The organism is Actinoallomurus oryzae, assembly GCF_039541955.1.
Taxonomy (GTDB): Bacteria; Actinomycetota; Actinomycetes; order Streptosporangiales; family Streptosporangiaceae; genus Actinoallomurus; species Actinoallomurus oryzae.
On record NZ_BAABHF010000010.1, the window covers coordinates 403,027 to 424,170 of the forward strand.

General features: G+C 70.0%; 21 protein-coding genes. 7 read left to right on the forward strand and 14 right to left on the reverse strand.

Features of this window, described 5'->3' with window-relative positions:
* The first annotated feature begins 1 nt into the window (after window position 1).
* The 3 genes from argS (at window position 2) to ABEA10_RS06825 (ending at window position 4,905) form a co-directional block, all read left to right on the forward strand.
* Window positions 2-1,738, forward strand: coding sequence for an arginine--tRNA ligase (gene argS / locus ABEA10_RS06815; RefSeq protein WP_345458805.1), 1,737 nt, complete (start codon window positions 2-4; stop codon window positions 1,736-1,738).
* Between the two features lie 110 nt (window positions 1,739-1,848).
* Window positions 1,849-3,384 carry a hypothetical protein gene (locus tag ABEA10_RS06820; protein ID WP_345458807.1) on the forward strand — a complete coding sequence of 512 codons (1,536 nt, stop codon included), beginning with the start codon at window positions 1,849-1,851 and terminating at the stop codon, window positions 3,382-3,384.
* A 51-nt stretch (window positions 3,385-3,435) separates the two neighbouring features.
* Entirely contained in the window at window positions 3,436-4,905 is a 1,470-nt protein-coding gene (locus tag ABEA10_RS06825) for a glutamate-cysteine ligase family protein (protein WP_345458809.1), read from the forward strand.
* On the opposite strand, the gene ABEA10_RS06830 is transcribed toward ABEA10_RS06825, so the two are convergent.
* The 9 genes from ABEA10_RS06830 to ABEA10_RS06870 form a co-directional block, all read right to left on the reverse strand.
* Window positions 4,906-5,151 (reverse strand): DUF2630 family protein, encoded by a 246-nt coding sequence (locus ABEA10_RS06830; protein WP_329243389.1) that lies wholly within the window; start codon window positions 5,149-5,151, stop codon window positions 4,906-4,908.
* Between the two features lie 173 nt (window positions 5,152-5,324).
* On the reverse strand, window positions 5,325-6,020 hold the full coding sequence (locus ABEA10_RS06835; RefSeq protein ID WP_345458812.1) for a hypothetical protein: 696 nt from the start codon (window positions 6,018-6,020) through the stop codon (window positions 5,325-5,327).
* A gap of 74 nt (window positions 6,021-6,094) precedes the next feature.
* Window positions 6,095-6,949, reverse strand: a complete 855-nt coding sequence (locus ABEA10_RS06840; RefSeq protein ID WP_345458814.1) for an aldehyde dehydrogenase family protein — start codon at window positions 6,947-6,949, stop codon at window positions 6,095-6,097.
* The gene (locus tag ABEA10_RS06845; RefSeq protein ID WP_329243397.1) at window positions 6,946-8,361 is read right to left on the reverse strand and encodes an aldehyde dehydrogenase family protein; all 1,416 of its coding nucleotides are present in this window, start codon (window positions 8,359-8,361) and stop codon (window positions 6,946-6,948) included. The genes ABEA10_RS06840 and ABEA10_RS06845 overlap by 4 nt, the downstream gene beginning before the upstream one ends.
* Window positions 8,362-8,364: 3 nt before the next feature.
* On the reverse strand, window positions 8,365-9,324 hold the full coding sequence (deoC, locus tag ABEA10_RS06850) for a deoxyribose-phosphate aldolase (RefSeq protein ID WP_345458817.1): 960 nt from the start codon (window positions 9,322-9,324) through the stop codon (window positions 8,365-8,367).
* A 67-nt stretch (window positions 9,325-9,391) separates the two neighbouring features.
* Window positions 9,392-10,489, reverse strand: coding sequence for a hypothetical protein (locus ABEA10_RS06855; protein WP_345458819.1), 1,098 nt, complete (start codon window positions 10,487-10,489; stop codon window positions 9,392-9,394).
* A gap of 11 nt (window positions 10,490-10,500) precedes the next feature.
* A complete protein-coding gene (locus ABEA10_RS06860) occupies window positions 10,501-11,634 on the reverse strand; it encodes a beta propeller repeat protein (RefSeq protein ID WP_345458821.1) in 1,134 nt (377 codons plus the stop codon).
* A 194-nt stretch (window positions 11,635-11,828) separates the two neighbouring features.
* Window positions 11,829-13,547 (reverse strand): LLM class flavin-dependent oxidoreductase, encoded by a 1,719-nt coding sequence (locus ABEA10_RS06865; protein ID WP_345458823.1) that lies wholly within the window; start codon window positions 13,545-13,547, stop codon window positions 11,829-11,831.
* A 310-nt stretch (window positions 13,548-13,857) separates the two neighbouring features.
* Window positions 13,858-14,382, reverse strand: coding sequence for a hypothetical protein (locus ABEA10_RS06870; protein ID WP_345458825.1), 525 nt, complete (start codon window positions 14,380-14,382; stop codon window positions 13,858-13,860).
* 443 nt (window positions 14,383-14,825) lie between these two features.
* On the opposite strand from ABEA10_RS06870, the gene ABEA10_RS06875 reads away from it, so the two are divergent.
* Entirely contained in the window at window positions 14,826-15,134 is a 309-nt protein-coding gene (locus ABEA10_RS06875) for a DUF6980 family protein (RefSeq protein ID WP_345458826.1), read from the forward strand.
* A 172-nt stretch (window positions 15,135-15,306) separates the two neighbouring features.
* Here ABEA10_RS06875 and ABEA10_RS06880 read toward each other — a convergent pair whose 3' ends face one another.
* Window positions 15,307-15,732, reverse strand: a complete 426-nt coding sequence (locus ABEA10_RS06880) for a DUF6228 family protein (RefSeq protein WP_345458828.1) — start codon at window positions 15,730-15,732, stop codon at window positions 15,307-15,309.
* A gap of 295 nt (window positions 15,733-16,027) precedes the next feature.
* Between ABEA10_RS06880 and ABEA10_RS06885 the strand changes: the two genes are divergently transcribed.
* Together ABEA10_RS06885 and ABEA10_RS06890 are read left to right on the forward strand one after the other, a co-directional pair.
* Entirely contained in the window at window positions 16,028-16,456 is a 429-nt protein-coding gene (locus tag ABEA10_RS06885) for a DUF6896 domain-containing protein (protein WP_345458830.1), read from the forward strand.
* A gap of 389 nt (window positions 16,457-16,845) precedes the next feature.
* The gene (locus tag ABEA10_RS06890; protein WP_345458832.1) at window positions 16,846-17,283 is read left to right on the forward strand and encodes a VOC family protein; all 438 of its coding nucleotides are present in this window, start codon (window positions 16,846-16,848) and stop codon (window positions 17,281-17,283) included.
* 325 nt (window positions 17,284-17,608) lie between these two features.
* Here ABEA10_RS06890 and ABEA10_RS06895 read toward each other — a convergent pair whose 3' ends face one another.
* The 3 genes from ABEA10_RS06895 to ABEA10_RS06905 all read right to left on the reverse strand — a co-directional run bounded on the left by ABEA10_RS06895 (window position 17,609) and on the right by ABEA10_RS06905 (window position 19,359).
* A complete protein-coding gene (locus ABEA10_RS06895) occupies window positions 17,609-18,028 on the reverse strand; it encodes a LapA family protein (protein ID WP_345458834.1) in 420 nt (139 codons plus the stop codon).
* A 318-nt stretch (window positions 18,029-18,346) separates the two neighbouring features.
* Window positions 18,347-18,727 carry a DUF2218 domain-containing protein gene (locus tag ABEA10_RS06900; protein WP_345458836.1) on the reverse strand — a complete coding sequence of 127 codons (381 nt, stop codon included), beginning with the start codon at window positions 18,725-18,727 and terminating at the stop codon, window positions 18,347-18,349.
* Between the two features lie 5 nt (window positions 18,728-18,732).
* Window positions 18,733-19,359 (reverse strand): class I SAM-dependent methyltransferase, encoded by a 627-nt coding sequence (locus ABEA10_RS06905; RefSeq protein ID WP_345458838.1) that lies wholly within the window; start codon window positions 19,357-19,359, stop codon window positions 18,733-18,735.
* A 135-nt stretch (window positions 19,360-19,494) separates the two neighbouring features.
* On the opposite strand from ABEA10_RS06905, the gene ABEA10_RS06910 reads away from it, so the two are divergent.
* Window positions 19,495-20,064, forward strand: a complete 570-nt coding sequence (locus tag ABEA10_RS06910; protein ID WP_345458841.1) for a TetR/AcrR family transcriptional regulator — start codon at window positions 19,495-19,497, stop codon at window positions 20,062-20,064.
* A gap of 63 nt (window positions 20,065-20,127) precedes the next feature.
* Here ABEA10_RS06910 and ABEA10_RS06915 read toward each other — a convergent pair whose 3' ends face one another.
* A complete protein-coding gene (locus tag ABEA10_RS06915) occupies window positions 20,128-21,063 on the reverse strand; it encodes an alpha/beta hydrolase (RefSeq protein ID WP_345458842.1) in 936 nt (311 codons plus the stop codon).
* Window positions 21,064-21,144 lie beyond the last annotated feature (81 nt).

Consider the following 21,144-nt stretch of genomic DNA (forward strand, 5'->3'; position numbering starts at 1 on the left):
CATGCCCGACCCGCAGAAAGTTCTCGCCGCTCGCGTCCAGGCCGCCCTCGGGCAGGCCTTCGGGGAGCCCGACGCGGATCCGGCGATCCGGCCGTCGCAGTTCGCCGACTTCCAGGCCAACGTCGCTCTCGCGCTGGCCAAGAAGCTGGGCCGCAAGCCTCGCGACATCGCGGCCGAGCTGGTCGCGCGCCTCGACGTCGCCGACGTGTGCGACAAGGTGGAGATCAGCGGGCCCGGGTTCGTCAACCTGACGCTGCGGAACGAATGGATCGCCGGCCGGGCGCAGCTGATGCACGGCGACGAGCGGCTGTCCGTCGAGCCCACCGCGTCACCCCAGACGACCGTCGTGGAGTACTCCTCGCCCAACGTCGCCAAGGAGATGCACGTCGGTCACCTGCGCACCACGATCGTCGGTGACGCGATCGCGCGGGTGCTGGAGTTCCTCGGCCACGAGGTCATCCGCGACAACCACCTCGGGGACTGGGGCACGCAGTACGGCATGCTCATCGAGCACCTGCTCGACGTCGGCGAGGACTCCGACGAGGGCATGCTGCTGGAGACCGATCCGAACTCCTTCTACCAGGCGGCACGGGGCCGGTACGACACCGACGAGGAGTTCGCCGGGCGGGCGCGGCGGCGGCTGGTGAGCCTGCAGGCCGGCGACGCCGAGACCATGCGCCACTGGCAGCGGCTCGTCGACCTGTCCAAGGTCTACCTCCACACGGTCTACGGACGGCTCGGCGTCACGCTCACCGACGACGACATCCGCGGCGAGAGCTTCTACAACGACATGCTCGGCGCCACCGCCGACGAGCTGGCCGCCGACGGCATCGCGACGATCAGTGACGGCGCGCTCTGCGTGTTCCCGCCCGGGTTCACCGGACGGGACGGCGGGCCGCTGCCGGTGATCATCCGCAAGAGCGACGGCGGCTACAACTACTCCACCTCCGACCTGGCGACGGTCCGCTACCGCGTGGACAAGCTGACCGTCGACCGGATGATCTATGTGGTCGGGTCCCAGCAGTCACTGCACTTCCAGATGCTGTTCGCGGTGGCGCGGATGGCGGGCTGGCTGCCCGACCGCGTACGGGCCGAGCACGCCAAGATCGGCAACGTCCTCGGCTCCGACGGCAAGATCTTCCGCACCCGGAGCGGCAAGTCGATCAAGCTGACCGAGCTGCTGGACGAGGCCGTCGAGCGGGCCGGCGCGGCGTTCGACGAGGTGCCGCACGACGAGCCGTTCGACGAGGTCGCCCGGCGTGAGGTGGTCGAGGCGGTCGGCATCGGCGCGGTCAAGTACGCCGACCTGTCCGTGGCGCGGGACAGCGAGTACGTCTTCGACTTCGACCGGATGATCTCCTTCCGGGGCAACACCGGCCCGTACCTGCAGTACGCCACCGCGCGGATCCGGTCGATCTTCCGCAAGGGCGGAGTCGCGCCGGAGGACGCCCTCGGCCCGATCGCCATCGACCATGACGCCGAGCGGGCGCTCGCCGTGCACCTGCTGGGCTTCGGCTCCGCGCTGGAGACCGCCGGGGAGACCGCCGAGCCGCACCGGCTGTGCGCCTACCTGTTCGACCTCGCGTCGGCCTACACCACCTTCTACGAGAACTGCCCGGTGCTGAAGGCCCCCGACGACGACACCCGGGCGTCGCGGCTGGCGCTGTGCGCCCTGACCCTGCGCACGCTGTCGAAGGGCCTCGAACTTCTGGGTGTTACCACTCCGGAACGCATGTAGCCCCCGCTGCGTCGCATAAACCGGGACGATATGCGGCGAGGAGGGCACGTGCACGAGCGAACCGGCAGGCGCAGCAGTCTGCTGCTCACGGGCCCGGTAAAGGAGAACCGGTGAGCGACAACTGGTGGGTCGACTACAAGCAGAACCGCCGGATCGAAGAGCTCCAGGGGGACGTACAGGCCGCCTACAGCTACGCCGCGTCCCGGTCACGGGCGTTGCAGTCGCGGCTGTCGCAGGTCCAGGGCACGCTCGAACGCCGTCTCGACCGGCTGGCCAAGTCCTTCGACGCGTTCGTCGAACTCTCGGACGTCCGGCTGGAGATGGCGATGTTCGACCGGGAGGCGGACGTCCGGAACCGTACGCGCCGTCTCCTCAACGGCCTGGCCCAGGGTGCCGGCGACCCGCCGCCGCTCGACGTGGACGACTGCCCCGGTTACTGGCTGAAGCCGGCCGCCGACGGCCTGGCCGCCCTCATCCGCGGTGACGACGAGACGGCGGAGAAGTTCACCGCCGAGGCGATCGCCCTCGACGAGGACCGCACCACGCTGTTCCTCACGCTCGGGCTGGCGACCGCCGGCCGGTACGTCGACGCGGTGCCGTGGCTGTCGCGGTCACTGCCGTCTCTCGGCACGACGGTGACCGCGGTGCAGCGGCAGCTGTGGATCGCCTGCGCCGACGGCGCGTTCGGCGCGCCGGGCGCGGCCCACATCGAGCGGCGGCTCACCGAGGTCATCGACGAGATGCCGGCCGAGGCCGCCGATTCGGAGCGCGAGCGGTGGCGCCAGGCGGTCGACGGCAAGGCCGACGTCCGCAAGGGCCGCGCCAGGCTGCCGCGTGAGCTGCAGAACATACCGGCGCTGACCGAGCCTTCGGTCATGGCCGGACGCCTGGCGAACCTTCGGCGAAAGGTCGACGAGGCGCTCCAGCCGGTCGACGCGAAGCCGGCCGCCGACTTCGTGAGCCTGCTGATCACTCTGGTGGACGAGGGCGCCCCGGAAGAGCGCGAGCTCATGGCCCGTGCCCGCGAGCTGCGCGACATCATCGAGACGGGCGGCGCGCAGCAGCCGCCGGCCTGGGACGCGCCCGCCGGCGAGACGCTCGAACTGCTGCGCGGCGACCTGTTCTCCCGGTCCGCGCCGGGCCCGCGCGCGCTGGCGGCGAGAGTGGGCGCGCGATGGCTGCGCTCGATCGCCGAGGGCCTGGCCGAGCGCGCGTCCGTGGCGCCGCCCAAGGCGGTGGACGTGCGCCTGTACGGCCATCCGCTCCGGGTCGGGGTGGATGGGGCGCCCGCGCTGCCCGAGGCCCAGGCGAGCATCGACGAAGCCGCCACGATCAGCCCCACGGGTGAGCGTCTCGGCATGGCCGTGGCGATCGCCGGTGTCGTGGTGCTCGTGCTCACGATCGTGGCCGGGGTGCCGGCGGCGGCCGTCGTGGGCGCCGTGGGGATCCTCGTCGGCGTGGGAATCTGGATCAAGCTGCGACTCGATCGGTCGCGGGCCCGCGAGGAGGCCGAGCACAACAAGGAAAGGCTCGCGCGGCAGACCGAAACCATTACCGACGCACTGAAGAACTGCCACACCGTTCACAACAATCTCCGCAAAACCGTGGAGGCGGATCGCCAGGCGATCGTCACCGTCTTGACCTAGGAGATTTACGGGTATTCGTGCCACTGTGAGAGCAACATCCCGGAGGCACGTATGGGCAGGGACGTAGCGGCGATCACCGTCTCCACACAAGATCGGCGGCGTTATCGCGAAAAAGTGCAGCGCTGCCTGGAGGCGTTCGCGGCGATGCTGCGAGACTCCCGGTTCGCACCCGAACCGCCCAGTATGGGGATGGAGATCGAGCTCACTCTCGTGGATGACCGAGGACGGCCGGCGATGCGAAACGCGGCCGTCCTCGACGCGATCGCCGACGATCAGTGGTCGACCGAACTCGCCCAGTGCGACATCGAGGTGAACCTCCCGCCCTTCCCGCTGGCCGCCAAGGCGCTGGGCGCGCTGGAGCAGACCGTCCGCGACACGCTGAACGACGCCGACGCCCGTGCCCGGCAGCAGGGCGCCCGGCTCATGTTGGTGGGCATCCTGCCGACCCTGCGGGAGGCCGATCTCACCGAGGAGACCCTGTCCGCCAACCCCCGTTACCGGCTGCTGAACGAGCAGATCATCACCGCACGCGGCGGCGAGGCCCTGCACCTGGACATCGACGGGCACGAACGGCTCCGTACACACGCCGACAGCATCTCGCCCGAGGCGGCGTGCACGAGCGTCCAGTACCACCTGCAGGTGACCCCCGAGGACTTCGGGGCGTACTGGAACGCCTCCCAGATGATCGCCGGTGTCCAGGCCGCCCTCGCCGCGAACTCACCGTTCCTGTTCGGGCGCGAGCTGTGGGCCGAGACCCGGATCCCGCTGTTCGAGCAGGCCACCGACACGCGGGCCAAGGAGCTGAGGGAGCAGGGCGTACGGCCGCGCGTGTGGTTCGGCGAACGCTGGATCACCTCGGTGCTGGACCTGTTCGAGGAGAACAGCCGCTACTTCTCTCCCCTGCTGCCCGTGTGCGACGACGGCGACCCTCTGGACCAGCTGGCCCGCGGCGACGCGCCGGCCCTGAATGAGCTCACCCTGCACAACGGCACCATCTACCGCTGGAACCGCCCCGTCTACGACATCGCCCAGGGCCGTCCGCACCTGCGGGTGGAGAACCGCGTGCTGCCCGCCGGGCCCACCGTCGCCGACACGCTGGCGAACGGCGCCTTCTACTACGGCCTCATCCGCGCTCTGGCCGACGAGGAGCGCCCGCCGTGGCACCGCATGCCGTTCGCCGCCGCCGCCGGCAACCTGCGCCGCGGCGCGCGGTACGGGATGGACGCCGTGGTGGTGTGGCCGGGCGTCGGCGAGGTGGCGGTGACCGACCTGGTGCTGCGCCTGCTCCTGCCGCAGGCCGCCGCCGGCCTCGACCGCTGGGGCGTCGACGGGGTCGTACGGGACCGGCTGCTCGGCATCATCGAACAGCGGTGCCTGGCCCGCCGCAACGGCGCGACGTGGCAGGCCGACACGGTGCGCGCGATCGGCGGAGACCGCCAGGAGGCGCTGCGCCGGATGGTGCGGCGCTACCTTGAGCACATGCACACCAACGCCCCGGTCCACACCTGGCCGATCGGCTAGTTACTGAAGGTAGCCCTCGACCTCACCGGCCGAGCGGGACGAGGCCTCGTCCGGGTTCTCACCGGCGTCGCGCCGGGCACGTCGCTGGCGCAGGAGGTCCCAGCACTGGTCGAGGGCCTCCTCCAGGCTCCGCAGCCGCTGGTGCTCCTCCTCGGCGGCCAGGTCGCCCTTCTGCAGGCGTTCGCGGAGTGTGTGCTCCTCATCCACCAGGCTGTGAATCCGGCCGAGAATCTCGCTGTCCTGCATCTTCAGATCACCTCAAGACGACAGTCTGACAGCTGCCGTGCCCACGGCACACTCACACCCGCCGGCGGGCATACTCGACCTGCGCCGCGGCCTCACTGCGGCCGCGGCCCCTCCTGACCATCGGCCGGACCGGGCCCCGTGCTCAGCGGACCCGGCCTGTCAGCGACCGGGCCTCACAGCGGGCTGCGGCTGCCGACGAGACCGTTGAGGAAACCGCCCGAGCTCTCCGGCTGCGGCCGGGAGGCGGACGCCGACTCCTCCTTTGGAACGGCCTCCTTCGCCTTGCTCGCCGCCTTCTTGGCGGTCGTCTTGGCCTTGCTCGTGGCCTTCTTCGCCGTGGCCTTCACCCCGGTCGGCTTCTTCGCCGCCGCCGTGGTCCGCTTCGCCGCCGTTCCCGCCTTCGCGGTGGTCTTCTTCGCCGCGGAGGTCGTGCGGGCCGTGGTGCTGCGCCCGCCCGCGGCCGGCTTGGCGGCGGCCGGCGGCTTGATGGCCGAGATGGTCTTGGCCGCGTTGGTGAGCGCGTCGGCAGCGGTCATGAGCGCCTTGGTAGCGGTGTTCATCGTCTTCATGGCGGTGTTCATCGCCTGCGCCGAGGACGTCGCCTTGCTCGCCGCGTCGGTCATCTTCGTCGCCGCGGACGACACCTTGGTCGCCGCGGACGACACTCGCGTCGCGGCGGCCGCAGGAGTGACGGACGACTTGGCGGCCGACGTGGACTTGGCCTTCGTCGACTTGGCGGCCGGCTTGGACGTGGTCTTGCGCGCCGTGCTGCCGGTCGTCTTCTTGGCGGCGGCCGTGGTCTTCTTCGCACCGCCGGACTTCGTACGGCTCGTGCTCGCCGTTGAACGGCGGGCGGACGAACGCGTCATCGTATTAGTGGGCACTGATCCATCCCCCCGTGTCGATCAGCTTCGGGGGGATCTATTCCACAATTGGCGAAGATCTACACGCCTACCGGGTGCCAGACGGTCTTTGTTTCCAGGAATGTGGTCATCCGGACAGTGCCCGGATCGGCCGTCCAGTCGTTTCCGGCGGGCCGGAGGACGCGCTTGAGGTTCTCCGCGGCGGCCTTCTCACACTCGGCCGCGAGCTCCTCGCCCGCGCCGGTGAGGTCGAGCCCGTTCACGTCCATGTGCGAGGCCAGCCACGGTGCCAGCTCGGCGCGGTGGCCGGTGAGGATGTTGACGACGCCGCCCGGCAGGTCGGAGGTGGCGAGCACCTCGCCGAGGGTGACCGCGGGCAGCGGCGCCGGCTCGGCGGCCACGACCACCGCCGTGTTGCCCGTCACGATCACCGGTGCGAGTACCGAGGCCAGGCCGAGCAGGGGGCCGTCGGGGGCGATGATGCCGACGACGCCGGTGGGTTCGGGTGTGGAGAAGTTGAAGAACGGGCCGGCCACCGGGTTGGCCGCGCCGGTGACCTGCGCCACCTTGTCCGCCCACCCGGCGTACCAGACCCAGCGGTCGACGGCCGCGTCCACCTCGGCGCGCGCCGCGTTCTTGGCCAGGCCGGTGGCGCGCAGCTCGTCGGTGAACTGCTCACGGCGTCCCTCGAGCATCTCGGCGACCCGGTAGAGGATCTGCCCTCGGTTGTACGGCGTGCGGGCGGCCCAGGGCGTCTGAGCCTTGCGGGCGGCCACCACCGCGTCGCGTACGTCCTTGCGGGAGGCGCGTGAGGCGTTGGCGAGGAAGTTGCCCTTGGCGTCGTTCACGGTGTACGACCTGCCGGATTCCGATCGCGGGAAGGCTCCGCCGATGTACAGCTTGTACGTCTTGCGCACACTCAGCCGGTCGGTCATCGCAGGTAGGCCTCCAGTCCGTGACGTCCGCCCTCACGGCCGAAGCCGGACTCCTTGTATCCCCCGAACGGCGAGGCCGGGTCGAACTTGTTGAAGGTGTTCGCCCACACGACCCCGGCGCGCAGCCGCTCGGCCATCCACAGGATCCGTGAGCCCTTCTCGGTCCACACGCCCGCCGACAGCCCGTACGGGGTGTTGTTGGCCTTGTCCACGGCCTCCTGCGGCGTGCGGAAGGTCAGTACCGACAGCACCGGGCCGAAGATCTCCTCCCGCGCGATGCGGTGCGACTGGGCGACGCCGGTGAAGACCGTCGGCGCGAACCAGAAGCCGCGGTCGGGCAGCTCGCAGGGCGGCGACCAGCGGGTCGCGCCCTCCTTCTCCCCCACCTCCGACAGCATCCGGATCTTCTCCAGCTGCGCGGCGGAGTTGATCGCGCCGACGTCGGTGTTCTTGTCCAGCGGGTCGCCGACCCGCAGCGTCGCCATGCGGGTCTTGAGCCGGTCGAGCAGCTCCTCGGCCACCGACTCCTGTACGAGGAGCCGCGAGCCCGCGCAGCAGACGTGGCCCTGGTTGAAGAAGATGCCGTTGACGATGCCCTCGACGGCCTGGTCGAGCGGGGCGTCGTCGAAGATGACGTTGGCGGCCTTGCCGCCGAGCTCCAGCGTGAGCCGCTTGCGGGTGCCGGCGACGGAGCGGGCGATCCGGCGGCCCACCTCGGTGGAGCCGGTGAAGGCGACCTTGTCGATGCCGTCGTGCTCGACCAGGGCCCGCCCGGTCTCTCCCGCGCCGGTGACGATGTTCACCACGCCGGGCGGCAGGTCGGCCTGGCGGCAGATCTCCGCGAACGCCAGCGCGGTCAGCGGGGTCGTCTCTGCGGGCTTGAGGACCACGGTGTTGCCGCAGGCCAGCGCCGGAGCGATCTTCCAGGCCAGCATGAGCAGCGGGAAGTTCCAGGGGATGACCTGGCCGGCCACGCCCAGCGGGCGCGGATCGCGGACGGCGTACTCCAGCTTGTCCGCCCAGCCCGCGTGGTAGAAGAAGTGCGCGGCGACGAGCGGGAGGTCGACGTCGCGCGACTCGCGGATCGGCTTGCCGTTGTCGATGGACTCCAGCACCGCCAGCTCGCGAGAGCGCTCCTGGATGATCCGGGCGATGCGGAACAGGTACTTCGCCCGCTCGGCCGCCGGGAGCCGCGACCAGACGCCGTCGTAGGCCCTGCGGGCGGCGGTGACGGCGCGGTCGACGTCGGCGGCGCTCGCCTCGGCGATCTCGGCGAGGACCTCCTCGCTCGCCGGGTTGACCGTCTTGAACGACGTGTCCGCATCGACGAACTCCCCGTCGATGAACAGGCCGTAGGAGGGTTTGATGTCGACGATGTCGCGCGACTCGGGCGCGGGCGCGTACTCGAACATCTGCTAGTCCATGGTGAAGTAGTCGGGACCCGCGTACACGCCGGTCGTGAGCTTTCGGCGCTGCATGAGCAGGTCGTTGAGGAGCGAGGAGGCGCCGATGCGGAACCACCGGGGCGTCAGCCAGTCGGGCCCGGCCGTCTCGTTGACCAGCACCAGATGCTTGATCGCGTCCTTGGTCGACCGGATGCCGCCGGCCGGCTTGACCCCGACCTGGCGGCCCGTACGCGCGCGGTAGTCGCGCACGGCCTCGAGCATGACGAGGGTGACCGGCAGCGTGGCCGCCGGGCTCACCTTGCCGGTGGAGGTCTTGATGAAGTCGGCGCCGGCCATCATGGCCAGCCACGACGCCCGGCGCACGTTGTCGTAGGTGACCAGCTCGCCGGTCTCCAGGATCACCTTCAGGTGCGCCTCGCCGCACTCGGCCTTGATCGCGACGATCTCGTCGTAGACCTTGGCGTAGTCGCCGGCGAGGAACGCGCCCCGGTCGATCACCATGTCGATCTCGCTCGCGCCGTCGTCGACCGCGCGGCGGGTGTCGGCGAGCTTGGCGTCGAGGGGCGCCCGCCCGGAGGGGAAGGCGGTGGCGACGCTCGCCACGCCGACGCCGCTGCCCGTCAGGGCGCGTACGGCCTCGGCCACCAGGTCGGAGTAGACGCAGATCGCGGCCACCTTGGGCACGCTCGCGTCGCCCGGGTCGGGGTGCATGCCCTTGGCGCACAGCGCGCGGACCTTGCCCGGCGTGTCGGCGCCCTCGAGCGTGGTCAGGTCGACCATCGAGATGGCGAGGTCGATCGCCTCCGCCTTGGCCGACTTCTTGATCGACCGGGTCGCGAGGCGCGCGGCACGCTCCTCGGCGCCCACCTGGTCGACGCCCGGCAGCCCGTGCAGGAACCGGCGCAGCTCGGCGGTGCCGGTGACAAGGCCCGGCAGAGTCTCCGTTGACACGCACACAGCATCGCCCATGGGACCCTCGGGCACAAAACGGGCCCGGTACGAGCGCACCGGACCCGTTTTGGCAGGTTGTGTGGAATCAGCCGGTGGCGAGGTAGACGCCGTTACCGGTCGGGTCGTCCGGATCGCCCTCGGGGTAGGCGACACCGCCCGCCCACACGGTCGAGCCCTTGACGGCCAGCGCGGTGAGGTTGATGTCGTGGCCGGACGGGCGCGGCGCGGTCACGTCGGTCACCGACCCGCCGACGACGTGCGTCAGCCGCGGGTCCCACGCGCCTCGCAGCAGCCACACGCCGGAGCCGCCGTCGCCGGTGACCCGGGTGTAGCCGCCGTACCCCTGCGGGAAGGTCTGAGAGGACCACTTCTTGCCGTTCCAGTGCAGCAGGATCGGCTGGGTGCAGGTGTCGTCGCCGTCCACGCCGCAGGACCACTCGACGCCGCCGGACGCCCAGACGTCGCCCACCGACGGGGCGTAGATGTCGCTGATCACGCCCATGGCGTCCGGCTCGGGCAGCGTGAACTTCGGGGTGGCCGCGAGTTTCCAGGCCGAGCCGGTCCAGTGCATGACGGCCGGCTGGTTCTTGTAGGTGCCGCCCGCGTACACGTGGGTGCTGGAGACCCCGGCGATCGTACGAGCGGGCGCCGGGAGGGCGACCTTCGCCCAGCTCTTGCCGTTCCAGTGCATGGCGGTGCGGGTCCCGTCACCGCCGACCGCCCAGACGTTGGAGGCGCTGAGGGCGCTGGCGTCCAGGACGTTGTAGCTGTTCGCGCCCACCGTGGTGCGGTTCCACGCGGTGCCGTTCCAGCGGGCGGCGAACGCGCCGGCGTCGGTGGTGCCGAACGCCCAGACGTTCTTGCTGGACGAGGCCGACAGCGCGCCGATCTCGCCCAGCGCGCTGCTCGGGCTCTTGGCCGTGGTCCACTTCCCGTTCAGCAGGTGCTGGACGAGCGGGACGTTCTTGCCGTTCGAGGCCTGGTAGCCGGCCGCCCAGGTGCTCCCGGTCGGCGCGACGCTGATCGCGTTGATGCCGTCCTCGCCCGGCAGGGTGTTGGTCTGGGCGACGCTCCAGGTGGCGTCGGCCGCCTTGGTCCTGGGCTCCGCCTGGGAGGTGGCCGCCGTGGTGACCGTGGCGGTGGCGGCCAGCGCCGCGGTGAGCGCGGTCAAGCTTCGTCGCATGGGGGTTCCTCTCAGTGGTACTGCTCGACGACGCCGTCCCAGGACTGGTCCTCACCGCCGGGCACGGGCGCGATCTCGCCGACGGCGAGCATGGTCGTGCCGCCGGGGACCCCGGCGACCTGCCGGATGCCGGGCACCTGACGCCCACCGGTCGTGGCGACGGGGGCGGTGGTGGTCGTGCCGTCCGCGGCGACGTGGACGAAGGTGCCGTTGAAGCCGGAGTACCAGATGCCGCCCTGGCCGTCGGCGCCCGCGCTCAGCGCGAAGTCGCCGTCGGCGCCGAGCCGCAGGCTCCACTTGCTCCCGTCCCAGTGCATGATCACCGGCTGGTTGTGCTCGGCCTCGGCGAGGGTGGCGTTCCCGGCCTTCTTGACGCTCTTGAGCTCCTCGCCGCCGCCCCAGTAGAGCCGGCCGACCGCCCAGACGTTGTCGCTCGACTCCGCGACGACGTCGTTGAAGTAGGAGAAGCCGCTCTCACCGGCCGGGATCGGCACCTCGGGAAGCGGCGAGACCGTCCACGACGTGCCGTCCCAGTGCTCCGCCGCGGGCTGGTCGTCGACGTCGCCCACGGCCCAGACGTCGTGCGCCGCGACCGCGCCGACCTTCCGCGCGGTGAAGGGCATCGCGACCTGCTTCCACTTCCGCCCGTTCCAGTGCAGGGCCTTGCCCTCGCCCGTGCCGCCCTCGTAGTCGTTGCCGACCGCCCAGACGTTCTTCGGGCCGAGCGCGGCGATGTCCGCGACGTCGTACGAACCGGTCGGCGCCGAGGTCCAGGACGTGCCGTTCCAGTGCCACGACGCCTGGACGCCGTCGTAGGTCGCGCCCATGACCCAGACGTTCTTCGGAGAGGATCCGCCGACGCTGTTGAAGGACCCCGTGCTGCCGGGAACGGTGACGGCGGACCAGGTGGTGCCGTTCCACCGCAGCAGCGCGCCGGTGCTGCCGGCGCCCTGCTGCCGCGAGCCGACCGCCCAGGCGTCGTGCGCGCCGGTGGCCGCGACGTCGTACAGGCCGTAGCCGTCGTAGCCGGTGTCCGGGCTCAGGTAGGTGACCCGCCACCCCTCCTGATCGGCGGCGCCGGCCGGTGCCGACCCGGCGGCGACGATCAGTGCGGCCAATCCCGCGCCTATCAGCGTCTTTCGCATCCAATGTCCTCCATTGCCCAATTTCCCGACGCCCGGACGGATCGGGCGTACGAGAACTTGACGCCGCCGGGAGGTGAATGGTTGGCAAACGTTATGAGGACGAAGGCGGAAATTCACTGATATGAGCTTCTCGGCGGTCCGGTCAGTACGGCGAGAGGCCTCAGTCCGATGAGAGCATCAGTACGGTGAGAGCCTCAGTACGGTGAGACGCCGCCGAACATCTCTCCGACGCGCGGGGCGAACGCGATATCACCGTCGATCTCCAGCCTGCCGTCGAGGGCGAGGGCCGGAGCCTGCTTCTCCCCCGTCAGAAGACGGAGAAAGTCCGCGGCGCCGATCCGGATGCTCACCACGGGACGGCGTGCCGGCTCCGGCCGTACGCGCGCCCGTCCGTCGCGGATCTCGATCGTCCAGGGCGTCTCCTCCTCGCCCCGGCGCAGGCGGAACTCCAGCTCGCCCTCGAAGCCCATGGCCATCCGTGGATCGAAGGCACGGACCATGCCGGCGAAGAACACCCGCTGCGCGGCCGGCCCGAACCGGCGCTCCAGCCTGTCGTCGGAACGGGCGGCGACGAGCCGGGCCATCGTCCGCCGTCCACGGGCACGGACCGCCGTACGGGCCGTCGCCCTGAAGTCGCGCGCCGTCGCCCGCGGCCTGCGCGCCCGCGCGAGCTCGGCCGCCTCGTCGATCAGGTACGGGGCCTGCCGGCGGGGCGGCTCCTTCCGCGCGAGAGCCGCCTCGACCGCCGGCGCGAGGCGTTCGGCCCTGGCCCGCTCGCGTTCCTCCCGCCCTTCGGCGAACCGCGGGATGACCTGCTCGCCGACCAGTTCGAGGCTCTCGCAGACGTGTTCGTGCCGGTTGGGACCGGCCTGGAGCACGAAGATGACCTGGTCGACCCCGACGGCCTCGTACCGCCGTACGAGCTCGGCCACCTGGGCGGGCGTCCCGACCGCCCCGCGCAGCGACCCGAGGCCGCCCTCGGTGATCCGCACCGCGAGCGGCGCGTCGGCGGCACCCACGATCCGCCGGGAGTAGCCCCGCTCCTCACGGTGGCGGACGAAGTCGTCCCAGATGCTCGTACGGCCCGGCTCGTGCGGGGAGGTGCCGTAGTAGTGGGCGAGCGCGAACCCGAAGAAGTGCCCCCCGTCGATACCGCGCTCGATCGCCGTCGCCTCGTCCTCGTGGCACATCATGGGCAGCACGACCGCGACGCCGGGATTGACCGCGAACCCGGCCGGAACGCACTCCTCGGAGTTCAGCAGGCGGTAGTACTCATCGACCCAGACGCCGGCGTCCTCGGGCTCGGCGAAGGAGAAGGACAGCGCCCCGATCCCGTTCCGGGCGGCGAAGTGGATCGTCTCGCGCCGCGAACAGGCGACCCAGAGCGGCGGGTGCGGCTTCTGCACCGGCTTGGGGATGACGTTGCGCGGCGGCATCCGCAGGTACGGGGAGTCCCAGCCGGCGAAGGGCTCCTCGACGAACATCCGGGTGATCGCGTCCATGGCGTCCTGCCACATGGCGCGCTTCTCCTCCCGCGGCACCCCGAATCCGCCGAGCTCGGCCATGGAACTGGCCTCACCGGTGCCGAAGTCGACCCTGCCCCCGGAGACGAGATCGAGCGCGGCGACCCGCTCGGCGACACGCGCGGGATGATTGACGGGCGGCGGCACCTGCACGATGCCATGCCCGAGCCGGATACGCCGCGTCCGCTGCGAGGCGGCGGCGAGGAACACCTCGGGCGCGCTGGAGTGGGAGTACTCCTCGAGAAAGTGATGTTCGACCGCCCAGACGTGGTCGAACCCGACCCGGTCCGCGATCTCGACCTGCTCGAGCGCGTCCCGGTAGAGCCGCTCCTCCGCCCCGTCGTCCCACGGCCTCGGCAACTGGTGCTCGTAGAAGATTGAAAACCGCAACTCAAGCACCTCCGGGTGCGTGACCAGCCTGAACATCGTTCAACCTGGCCATACCCGGCCAGCGTCGCTCCGACTGGGCCACAGCGTCAACGTGTCATACGGGATCGCTCACCGCGCTGACCCGCCCATCCGTCAAAACGAGCGGCCTCCGTCGTCGGCTCCCTTGGCAGCTACGTACTGGCGCAGCCGACGGATTCACAGTTGGTCGGCGATCTCCATTAGCTCCCCCGTTGACCTCGGCTTTCATCCGGTCTCGGGTCCATGCGCAGCAGGTTCATCCCGCGTATGTCCCGCGCGTCCGCAACTACGTCTACACACCGCCGAGCCCGACGTCACGTGCATGATCGGGGAAAAGAACGACTGGGTCGGTCCACCCACGGACGACCGCGATGACCTGGGCGCGATCCGGCTTCGAGGGCAGGACGCTGATGCCCCGTGCCCAATTCGCCAGCAGGCCCTCGGTCGTAGCGATGCAGGTCGTCACCAGCGTGTGAGCCTGCTGCTCGTTGTCCCAGGTATGCCACAAGGCCCAGCCTTCGGCCCGCGCTTCGACACCAAGCCGGCTACACATCTCGGTATAGGCGTCTGAGTCCGGTCGGATCAGTCCCGCCCCTCCGATGCGATAAGCCGGGCGCTCATCGATGCACCCATCGCCCTCGAAGTGGTAATGACGCAGCGTCCGAGCAAGCTCATTGACCATGCGTTGCAAAGGCGTCGCATCGTCGGGATCTCCCGCATAGCTGAGCCACCCCTCATCGTGAGCGCGCTCTACCAACTCGCGTGCAAGCATCTCGACACGCCGCAGGTAGTCAAACTCATCAAGGTCAGACGACACGTGGACCAGTCTGCCAACTGAGAGCTACAAGCACTCTGAAATTTCCAGCTGCTCGGACCGTCGGGCAGGTGACGGGAGTCGAACCCGCAACTACCAGCTTGGGAATCGTCTGGTTCCACGCCGTCACGGGGTGCTGACCTGGGTTTCGACATGACCGCAGGTGGCCGCTGTTGACCTCTGTTCACCGTGCTTAATGGCCCGTTAATGGCCCGGCACCAACCTTGACCCGATCGGCGGGACCTTCTAATCCGTAGGTAGTTCGGATTGGTCCGCATGCTGGGCGAACCTCGCACGGGCTTTCCGGACTCGTACGACTCGGATCAGATTCGTTCGTCCCAGTGGCTCCCGGGAGCCACGCCAGATCACCGGTCCGGAGCGTCGTCCGCGCCCACGGCAGAGGATACGGCGCTAGAGGTCGATCGCGTTCCGCGAAACTGATGCCCATGACCCAGCACTGCTGCGAAGCGATGGCGCGCCAGGTGAACCGGCACTGTGATCACCACGATGACCCGTTCGACTGCGCGGACGCGGTGGTCCGGTTCAGCGCCAGGTTCCAGGAGTACGGGTTGATCATCCATGACGGTGGCACGTCGAGCATCGGGATCGACTTCTGTCCGTGGTGCGGGCAGCGGCTGCCCGCGTCGCAGCGGGATCGCTGGTTCGCGGAGATGGAAGGACGCGGGATTGATCCGTGGGAAGACGAAATCCCCGCCGAATTCCAGGACGATCGCTGGCTCCACCGACACGGGTGAAGGTTGAAGCCACGCTCTCAGCTTGGGAAGTCGGCGCCATAGATCGTCGATCACCGGCGGTGCCACTGGCCCGCGCCTTCTCGGAGTTCTCCCCGTGAGTGCCCGTACGCGACCGAGGCCGCCTGCTCTGACGGGCACGCAACGGGCACGCTGGAACTCGTGCCCAACGGTCTTAGCTACCTTCGAGGAAGCGCGTGACGTCAGCGGCGAAGCCCTTAAGCTCCTCGCCCGGGGACACATGGACCTCCACTGTCGCCGTCCAGTCCGCATCCCACTCAGGGAACCGAAGGGTCCACGCCAGCCGGATGCTGCGACCGAGATGGGCGGCCCTGATCTCGACGTCCCGCCTGAACGATGCCCAAGTCCGCTCGCCCTGCCAGCCCCGGAAGCCCTCCTCAAGGGACTGCACATACTCCGCAAGCCCATCGCCATTCAACGTCTCAACGCCGATGGTCGCCGAAAGCCCAGGCGCTTCAGCTCCGACCACGAGACACACGAGCGCATCCCCATGAGGCCGCCGCAGTCCGCTAAGCCGGATGTAAGCACCAGCCGGCCCGCGAGGAACCATCACCTCGCAGCCATCGTCGGGAGCAGTCACGGACGCATCCTTACGCATCACCGCTGGCTGGTCATCCCGTTTGCCTTCGGCCCACCCTCCGGGGAGCGGGCCAGGCGACGGTGGTGAAGGTGGAGCACTCCACGACTGAACGACCTTCGCCACCGTGGCCTGGGCTGCTCGGCTTGCCCAGGGGCGAAGGCGGGCGGGATGACCAGGCTTCCACCTCAACCACCCACCCAGCTCGACCCCGGTGACGCGGCCATCCCGGAGCCTGAGGCCCCCGCCAGAGGCGAAATGCCTTGGCCTGGACGTCGGTGGCGGACAGCATGTGCGGGTGGACGCTCGCGAGGTGGTGTTGAGGTTCGTCCGCGATACGGAGCGCTTGACCGGCGCGGTGAGCGCTGCGACGGCGCACGACATCGGTGGCGGTGGTATCGGTGCGCTGGTCAGGGCGGTGAACCGGCGACTCGTTCCCCGTGGTGCTGAGCTTCCCGGGGGCCTGCGCTACGACGTGCACGGGATCGGCTGCCGCATCACGGACCGGAACGGAACCTTGGTGGATGTCGACCTTGGTCCCGAACCGCGGATGCTGATTTTCGACGCCTGGCGAGTCCGGCGATTCGCCGAGTCCATCGGCGAGGAGTCTGTCACCGAGCTGGAGCTCTCTGCTGCGTTGGAGGCGCTGGCCGGCGAAGGCGTCGTGATGGCGGCGCCAGGGAAGTATTGCGTTTGGTACGCGGCACCGCCGCCGTCAGAGCGGTGAGATCGGCGCACAGGCGAGGAACGTCAAGGGCCGCCCGATCGGCACGGCCGTAGGGACCGGCGCCCACGCCGCAGGTCGTAGGGCGTGCCGGAGCGGGCGGTCGCGGCGCTGCCTGAGCCGACGCACGTGGCGGTCATAGAAGATCCCGAACCGCACCTCGACCACCTCCGGGCCCATGGCCGCCGAAACATCGCTCGACCTGGCCCATACCCGGCCGGCGTCGCTCCGACTGGGCCCAGAGTCAACGTGTCATGGATCGCTCACCGCTCCGGCTCTCCCATCCGCCGGGCAGCCTCCGTCATCAGCTCGTCGGTGGTCACGCCACGCGCGGTAGGCGGCGTTGTCAGATCTGGACGGTACGGTCTGCGCATCTCGGCCGAGGAGGATCCGTGGCGATCAAATGGAGCCTGACGATCGACTGTGCCCAACCGGCGAGGCTGGCGGAGTTTTGGGCGTTGGCCTTGGGATATGTGCCGGCGCCGCCGCCGGCGGGGTTCGGAAGCTGGGGGGAATGGTTCACGCATTACGACGTTCCGGAGCAGGAGTGGGATCAGGGCGCATATCTGTCCGACCCGGATGAGGTGGGCCCGAGCTTGTCGTTCCTGCAGGTGCCGGAGTCGAAGGTGGTGAAGAACCGGCTGCATCTGGACGTCCAGGTCGGCGGGGGCCGCAACACGCCGTGGGAGGTGCGGTGGCCTCGCGTGATCGAGGCGGTCGAGCGACTGACCGCCGCCGGTGCGACGGTGATACGTGAAGAAGAATTGCAGGGAAAACCCGACCACGTGGTCATGGCCGACCCCGAGGGAAACGAGTTCTGCGTCCTTTGACGTACATTCTCCGCCACACGCCTGGTCGTACCCACATATCGCGTCTTCCCCTGGATCGGCGGCGCCTCTTGCCATGACATACGCCGGCCGGACGGAGACCGGAATTTGTGCCGTCATCACCGGCATGTCTTCCGCCGTTCAGCGGCCCACCAAGCCAACTGCACTGACATGGGGCCATGTGGCGGGTGGACAGCGCGCCGCCGAAGCGGCGGCGCTTCCGCGGTACGCGGTCAGCGACGACTGAATCGACGCGCGCTTCGCCGGGTGTCCGGCTCGGCGTGCCGGGCACCCGGCGAAGCGGTCCGGGCGCTTGCTCCCGGCCGCGTCAGGCGGGGCTGTCGAAGAACGGGGAGACGGGTTCCCGGTCACGGCGCCGTCCGGACGAGACGGGCACGTCCGTGGTCACCGGAGCGCTCGTGGCACGGCCGCGCACGCGGGACAGTTCGCGTTCGAGCTGCTGGTTCTTCCTCTCCAGCGACGCCATCGTCTCCTCGCGCTCCTCCCGCAGGTCGTGCAGCTCGCGACGGACCCGCATCTTGCGCAGCAGGGAGAGCCAGGACACCGCCAGCCCCGCGCCGGCGAAGAACGCGACGATCACGCCGACGACGAACACCTGCGACTCGGTGTGCACTCCGGGCACGTGGTAGCCGAAGACCTCGAGCGAGGCGGATGACGAGTTCTGGACGATGACCTCGATGCCCACCACCACGGCGACGACGGCCACAATGACTCCCAGGAAGACCATGCGGTCCTCTCCTCTCCTCGATCGGGCGCGGGCCGTATGAGCGGGGGGCTCCGGCGGCCTCTGACACCCTCCAGCCAAATGGGCAATTCGGTCAAGGCCGGAAATCATAGGAGATAACAAAGCATCGAACATCTTCGACGCTACGCATACGGCCGGTAGCTCATCGCTGTTTCCGCAGTAGCGGGATCCTCACCTAGAGCAACTACCGTCCGCGCCGTCGAACGCGCTTTCGCCAATACCCGCGATAAACGAGAATCGCCGAATTCTGCGCACGGAAATCGCCACGAATGACAACATCATGCCGCCGTTTTCGCATGGTCAGGACCGATCGGCTATTTCCGGGGTTTCCGGTTGCCAGGTCACCGTGAGGTGGTCGCGGCGGCCGATGAGTTCCAGCCGGGCGGTGATGCCCTCCTGCACCCGCCGGAGCTGCCGCGGGTCGGCCGCCTCGGCGCGGAGGATCAGCTCGGTCTCGGTGGCGCGCAGCGTGCAGCGGCCCCATCCGAAGTCGATCGACGCGTCGGCGCCGGACCACTCGGCGCGTACGACCCTCGCGGGGCCTCCGTGGCCGTGACCACCCTCGCCGTGACGGCGCGGGTGACGGAAGGCCGGCGCACTCAGGTGGCCGGCGTGTTCGCCGAGCTGCGCCAGGTAGCGGCCGGCCCGGTCGGTGCGGACACGGGCCTGTGCGCTCACCACGACCGTCACCTCCCGTCCGCGACGCGGGTGAGCGCGACCAGCCAGGCGGCGATGCCGCCGGGGTGGAGAGGTGAGATGGAATCGCAGCCGGTGGGGTCGAGGGAGTCGATGCGCCATCCGTTCGCGAAGCTCTCCCGGATCTGATCGCGGCCGAGTCCGTGCGGCGCTCCACTCTCGCCGGCCCGGCGGTCGGCGTAGCACAGCAGGAAGGCGCGGCCCGTCGGCGGCACCACCGTCCGCAGGCCGGCTAGGTAGGCGGTGCGATCGGCCTCGGCGAGGGCGTGGAACACCAGTGAGTCCAGCACGGTGTCGAACGTCTCGCCCAGCTCGGCCAGGTTCCGCAGGTCGTGGCGCAGGAATCGGGCCGTGAGCGACCTGCGCCGCGCCTTCTGCCTCGCCGTCTCCAGCGCGCCGGCGGCCAGGTCGATGCCGGTGGCGTCCAGCCCGAGGGCGGCGGCCATCAGCGTGTGCTCGCCCGTCCCGCAGCCGACGTCCAGCACCCGGCCCTCGATCGCCCCGCTCTCGGCGAGCGCGGCGAACGCGGGCTGGGGACGGCCGATGTCCCACGGCGGCGGACTGGCGTAGAGGTCGTCCAGATGACGGGGCGCGGGATGCGCGGAGAAACCTGACACGTACGTCTCCCTTCAGGCGACGACGATCGCGGACGGATACCCGGAGCAGGTATCGCGCTACAAGGATTATTCGATACATAGTGTCTACGTCAATAGACAACTCGTCGATGAATCGGCGATATGTATCATCGGAGGGTGCCGAAGCTGTGGGAGGACACGATCGAGGCGCACCGCCGCGCGGTGCGCGACGCAGCGGTGGAGGCCGCCGCGCGGCTGGTGGCCGACCAGGGCTTGGCGTCGCTCACGATGTCGCAGGTCGCCAAGCGAGCCGGCATCGGCCGGGCGACGCTGTACAAGTACTTCCCCGACATCGAATCGGTCCTGGCCGCCTGGCACGAGGACCACATCGCCGATCACCTGCGCCGGCTCACCGACGTCGCCGAGCATGCCGACCCGGCCGAACGGCTGCGGGCGGTGCTGCTGAGCTTCGCCTCCATCACCCACCAGCGCCACGACGGCGACCTGGCGGCACTGTTGCACCGCGGCGAGCACGTCGCCCGCGCCCACGAGCGCCTGCACGCCTTCATCCAGACGCTGGTGGCCGACGCCGCGGCGGACGGCACGGTCCGCGACGACGTTCCCGCCGGGGAACTGGCCACCTACTGCCTGCACGCCCTCACCGCGGCCGGCGCCATGGCCTCGGCGGACGCCGTCGGCCGGCTCGTCGAGGTCACCCTGGCCGGACTGCGGCCCGCGCCGGGGTGAGCGCGTTCCTCCGCGACGCCGGGCCTCCGCCGTCCACGGCCGTCGCCCCGGCCGGTCCGGCCGTCAGCGGTGCAGTCCGCTGCGCAGCGCGGCGATCCAGTGTGCGGTCGCCGCACCGGCCAAGGCGCTGCCGGGCGCGTGCGCCTCGAAGAAGTGCCAGGCACCCGGCACGTGGTGCGTCTCGACCGGAACGTCCGCTTCGATCAGCCGGCGTGCGTAGTCCAGCGCCTCGTCGCGCAGCGGGTCCAAGCCGCAGGTGAGAACGTACGCGGGTGGCAGGCCGCTCAGATCCGTGGCGCGGGCGGGCGCCGCGTACGGCGAGACGTCGAGCCGGTCGGACCCCAGGTAGGTGTCCCACATGTGCCTCATGCCGGGTCCGTTGGGGATCCGCCCGTCGGTGATCCGCCGGATCGAGGCGGTCCGCGTCCGATCGTCCAGGCAGGGGATCAGCAGGCACTGGTAGGCGATCCGCGGCCCTCCGCGGTCCCGGGCCAGCAGGCACAGCGCCGCGCTGAGACAGCCCCCGGCCGAGGCGCCGGCGACGGCGATCCGTTCGGGCGCGACACCCAGGTCGGCGGCGTTGCCGGCGAGCCGGCACAGCGCGGCGTAACAGTCCTCGATCCCCGCCGGGAAGCGATGCTCGGGCGCCAGCCGGTAATGGACGTTCACCACGACCGCGCCGACCTCGGCGCACACGTCGCGCGCCATGGGGCTCGACCCGTCCAGCTCGCCGTAGGCGAAACCACCGCCGTGGAGGTAGAGGACAGCGGGAAGCACGCCGTGCGCCCCGGCGGGCCGGAGGATCTGCACCGGGATCTCGTTGCCGTCGGGCCCCGTGACGGTCGTCCGCTGGACGGTGACCCGGGGATCACGCGCTGATGCGAGGGGCGCCATCAGCGCGCGAAAACTCGATCGTGTGGCCTCGATGTCGGCGAACGGGTTCTCGGGCCGTTGCGGCAGGGCCGCGAAGACGCCGGCGAGCTCTGGATGGATGTACATGCCGGTCCAATAGTCTCATTGATACGGTCTCAGTGCGACGAATTTAAGGTCTCATTGAGACCATGTCAATGGGAGGTACGC

Bases quoted from the DNA above. Each gene is read 5' to 3' on its own strand.
- ABEA10_RS06915 (WP_345458842.1), bottom strand. From the start codon at position 21,063: ATGTACATCCATCCAGAGCTCGCCGGCGTCTTCGCGGCCCTGCCGCAA.
- ABEA10_RS06860 (WP_345458821.1), bottom strand. From the start codon at position 11,634: ATGCGAAAGACGCTGATAGGCGCGGGATTGGCCGCACTGATCGTCGCC.
- ABEA10_RS06895 (WP_345458834.1), bottom strand. From the start codon at position 18,028: ATGGTCTTCCTGGGAGTCATTGTGGCCGTCGTCGCCGTGGTGGTGGGC.
- ABEA10_RS06840 (WP_345458814.1), bottom strand. From the start codon at position 6,949: ATGACCGACCGGCTGAGTGTGCGCAAGACGTACAAGCTGTACATCGGC.
- ABEA10_RS06830 (WP_329243389.1), bottom strand. From the start codon at position 5,151: ATGCAGGACAGCGAGATTCTCGGCCGGATTCACAGCCTGGTGGATGAG.
- ABEA10_RS06855 (WP_345458819.1), bottom strand. From the start codon at position 10,489: ATGCGACGAAGCTTGACCGCGCTCACCGCGGCGCTGGCCGCCACCGCC.
- deoC (WP_345458817.1), bottom strand. From the start codon at position 9,324: ATGGGCGATGCTGTGTGCGTGTCAACGGAGACTCTGCCGGGCCTTGTC.
- ABEA10_RS06845 (WP_329243397.1), bottom strand. From the start codon at position 8,361: ATGTTCGAGTACGCGCCCGCGCCCGAGTCGCGCGACATCGTCGACATC.
- ABEA10_RS06835 (WP_345458812.1), bottom strand. From the start codon at position 6,020: ATGACGCGTTCGTCCGCCCGCCGTTCAACGGCGAGCACGAGCCGTACG.
- ABEA10_RS06875 (WP_345458826.1), top strand. From the start codon at position 14,826: ATGACCCAGCACTGCTGCGAAGCGATGGCGCGCCAGGTGAACCGGCAC.
- argS (WP_345458805.1), top strand. From the start codon at position 2: ATGCCCGACCCGCAGAAAGTTCTCGCCGCTCGCGTCCAGGCCGCCCTC.
- ABEA10_RS06825 (WP_345458809.1), top strand. From the start codon at position 3,436: ATGGGCAGGGACGTAGCGGCGATCACCGTCTCCACACAAGATCGGCGG.